At 62.6% G+C, this 3,692-nt stretch carries 3 protein-coding genes; 1 reads left to right on the plus strand and 2 read right to left on the minus strand.

Annotated features, from left to right (window positions below):
• The coding region (locus AC3AYF_RS19320; RefSeq protein WP_487780206.1) for a GTP-binding protein at positions 1-617 on the minus strand (617 nt) is incomplete at its 3' end.
• Positions 617-1,534: a sulfate adenylyltransferase subunit CysD gene (gene cysD, locus AC3AYF_RS19325; protein ID WP_487780207.1), complete on the minus strand. Its 918-nt coding sequence runs from the start codon at positions 1,532-1,534 to the stop codon at positions 617-619. The genes AC3AYF_RS19320 and cysD, both read right to left, overlap by 1 nt.
• Positions 1,535-2,233: 699 nt before the next feature.
• On the opposite strand from cysD, the gene AC3AYF_RS19330 reads away from it, so the two are divergent.
• Positions 2,234-3,692, plus strand: a 1,459-nt coding sequence (locus tag AC3AYF_RS19330; protein ID WP_487780208.1) for a capsule polysaccharide biogenesis protein, incomplete at its 3' end; no start/stop codon positions are given.

Consider the following 3,692-nt stretch of genomic DNA (forward strand, 5'->3'; position numbering starts at 1 on the left):
CCGTTCAACGCGGAGATGGGCAGGAAGCGTACGTCGCTGACGTTCAACCTGTCGGCGAAGTCGCGATAATCCGCGACGATCTCCTGGAACCGGGCTTCGGAATAGCCCACCAGGTCCATCTTGTTGATCGCGATCACGAAGTGACGGATCCCGAGCAGGTCGCAGATGAAGCTGTGCCGCCGGGTCTGCAGCTGCACCCCGTAGCGCGCGTCGATCAGGATGATCGCCAGATCCGCGGTGGAAGCGCCGGTGGCCATGTTGCGGGTGTACTGCTCGTGGCCCGGCGTGTCGGCGATGATGAACTTGCGCTTGTCGGTGGAGAAGAAGCGGTAGGCGACATCGATGGTGATGCCCTGCTCCCGCTCCGACTGCAGACCGTCGACCAGCAGTGCCAGGTCCACCTGGCTACCCTGGCTGCCGCTCAGCCTGGAGTCGCGCACCACCGCCGCCAGCTGATCCTCGTAGATCGTCCTGGCGTCATGCAGCAACCGGCCTATCAGGGTCGACTTGCCGTCGTCGACACTGCCACAGGTCAGCAGTCGCAGCAGGCCCTTCCCCTCGTGCGTGTTGAGATGACGTTCGACATCGTCGGCGATTCGCACTGTCTGAAGGGGCATCAGAAGTACCCCTCGCGCTTCTTCTTCTCCATCGAGCCGGCGCCATCGTGATCGATGGCACGTCCGAAGCGCTCGCTGGTGCGAGTCAGCAACATCTCCTGGATGATGGCGGGCAAGGTGGTGGCGCGGGACTCGATGGCGCCGGTCAGCGGGTAGCATCCCAGGGTGCGGAAGCGCACCCAGCGCTCCTGGGGCACTTCGCCGGCCGCCAGCGGCAGTCGCTCGTCGTCCACCATCAGCAGCAGGCCCGAACGGAGCACGGTCGGTCGCGGAGCCGCGTAGTAGAGCGGCACGATGGCGATCGACTCGAGATGGATGTACTGCCAGATGTCCAGCTCGGTCCAGTTGGAGAGCGGGAAGACGCGGATCGACTCGCCCTTGTTGACCTTGCCGTTGTAGAGACTCCACAGCTCCGGCCGTTGCCGCTTGGGGTCCCAGCGGTGATGCCGGTCCCGGAACGAGTAGACGCGCTCCTTGGCGCGGGAAGCCTCTTCATCCCGGCGTGCGCCACCGAACGCCGCGTCGAAGCCATGCTTGTCCAGCGCCTGCTTGAGCGCCTGGGTCTTCATGACGTCGGTGTACTTGGCGCTGCCGTGGTCGAAAGGGTTGGTGCCCGCAGCCCGCCCCTCCTCGTTGACGTGCTCGATCAGCTCCATGCCGACCTGGGCCGCGGTGCGATCGCGAAACGCGATCATCTCGCGAAACTTCCAGGGGGTGTTGACGTGCAACAGGGGGAATGGGGGCGTTCCGGGGTAGAACGCCTTCCGCGCCAGATGCAGCATCACCGAGGAGTCCTTGCCGATCGAGTAGAGCATCACCGGATTGCGGAACTCCGCGGCCACCTCCCGAATGATCTGAATCGACTCCGCCTCGAGCTGCTTGAGGTGAGTGTGAGCCGTGACTGTCAGTTCGCGCATAACGTTCCCGTGCACCCGATCGAGAGTAACGAAACAAAAGGTTTCAAACGGATGAAATCGACCGAAGGCCTCTTCAACGCCGTTCCCATTTATTGTTTTCGAGACTCTTTTTCGATCAACAACGGGCTCCGAGTCAAACCTTCAAAACTCTACAGGTAAAGTCGTGTAAAGGTCAGAACCGGGTTTTAGAAAGGCTGCTAAATAAAGTTACAAAACAGGAAGTCACACCAAAATGTGAGCCTCTAATACCAATGGCAAGATTTTGTTTTTAAATGGAATTAATCGAAAAACAGCGTCAAGCAGACCGATTCCGATATTCATCAGCTCATTCCCATTGCGAAACCTTTTTAAGTTCCTGAACTCGACAAAGATCGCCAGCCTCTTTTCCCGACGCAAAAAAATCTGAATTAAATACCTCGGACGAAAAACCGAAAGTCTGATTTTGTTAATACCTCATTCATCGAGTTTTCCCGCAGAAAAGTTTGTTTACATTTGCCATATTCGCCACCCTCCCCCGATTACGAAAAATCCCGGCGCTTAGCAATTCGACACAGCCGAAAAGCGCCCTCGCGCCGCGCTTTGCGTTACACTGCGCACCAGATTGCCCCACGCTCCGGACTCGGATCGGTTGCGTCGGGCAAGCGCCCAAGGCAGTGACACGACATTTCCCCGACGGACCGCACCCGCTTTCTGTGACCCATGCATAACGATTCGACAGTCCTGCGACCGTCCTCCCAGCGCGTGGCCGGCTATCTCTCCAAGGGCCTGGCCCGCTGGAACATCATCCGCTGTCTGCTGCCGGAGTACTCGCGCCAGGTTCGCCTCAAGCCCGGCAGCCGCCAGCCCGTCGACGCCATTCTCGGCTGGGGCCTGAAGCCCACGTCGAAACAGGCGCGTCGTCTGGCCACGCGCCGGGGCCTGCCCTACATCGCCATCGAGGATGGGTTCCTGCGTTCGCTGGGGTTGGGCGTCAACTACTCCCAGCCCCATAGCCTGGTCGTGGACTACAGCGGCATCTACTACGATGCGACCCGCCCTTCGGACCTGGAGACGCTGCTCGCCGAAGCGACCTTCGGCCCGGACGAGCTGGCACGCGCCGACCACGCCATGCAGCGCCTGCGTCGACTGCGGCTGTCGAAGTACAACCACGCCCCGGATCGGCCGCTACCCGCCGCCGACCGCTCGCGCGTGCTGGTCATCGACCAGACCCGCGACGACGCCTCGATTACCCATGGCATGGCCGACGCCGGCTCGTTCCAGCGCATGCTGGAGAGCGCGATCGACGACCACCCCGATGCCGAGATCCTGATCAAGACCCATCCCGACGTCATCGCCGGGCGCAAGCAGGGTTACCTGACCCGGGCCTCGGCGCATCCCCGCTGCCGGCTGATCGGTGACGACATCAATCCGTGGGCGCTGATCGATGCCGCCGACGCGGTCTACGTGGTCACCAGCCAGCTGGGATTCGAGGCGTTGATGGCGGAGAAGCCGGTGCACTGCTTCGGCATGCCGTTCTATGCCGGCTGGGGCCTGACCCGGGACGCGCTGCGCTGCGAGCGCCGCCAGCGCCAACGCACGCTGCTGGAACTGTTCGCTGCGGCCTACCTGCGCTACTGCCGCTACGCCAATCCCTACACCGGGAAGGTCTCGACCCTCGAGGCGACCCTCGACCTGATCGCCGACCAGAAGCGCCAGCGGGATCGCCTGGCGGGACGGTGGCTGGCCGTCGGATTCTCCAGCTGGAAGCGTGCCTTCATCACCGATTTCCTCGGCCCGGCCTCCAGCGTGCGCTTCATCCAGGACGACCACCCGCAGCCCCACGAACTCGAAGGTCGCGACAGCCTGGTGGTGTGGGGACAAAAGGCGACCGACTCGATCAAGGCGCTGTGCCGCCGGCACGGACTCGCGCTGTGGCGGATGGAGGATGGCTTCGTGCGCTCGGTCGGGCTGGGGGTCGATCTGATCCGGCCGCTGTCGCTGGCCTTCGACTCCCGCGGGCTCTATTACGACGCCGCCCGCGAAAGCGACCTGGAACGACTGCTCGCCGAGACGGAGTTCGAACCGGCTCTGCTGGCGCGTGCCGAGCGCCTGCGCCAGCGTCTCACCGAACTCAAGCTCTCGAAGTACAACGTGCAGGGCAAGACGCGGCCCTCGCTGC

The sequence above is a fragment of the Salinicola sp. genome (assembly GCF_982684285.1).

Bases quoted from the DNA above. Each gene is read 5' to 3' on its own strand.
- cysD (WP_487780207.1), bottom strand. From the start codon at position 1,534: ATGCGCGAACTGACAGTCACGGCTCACACTCACCTCAAGCAGCTCGAG.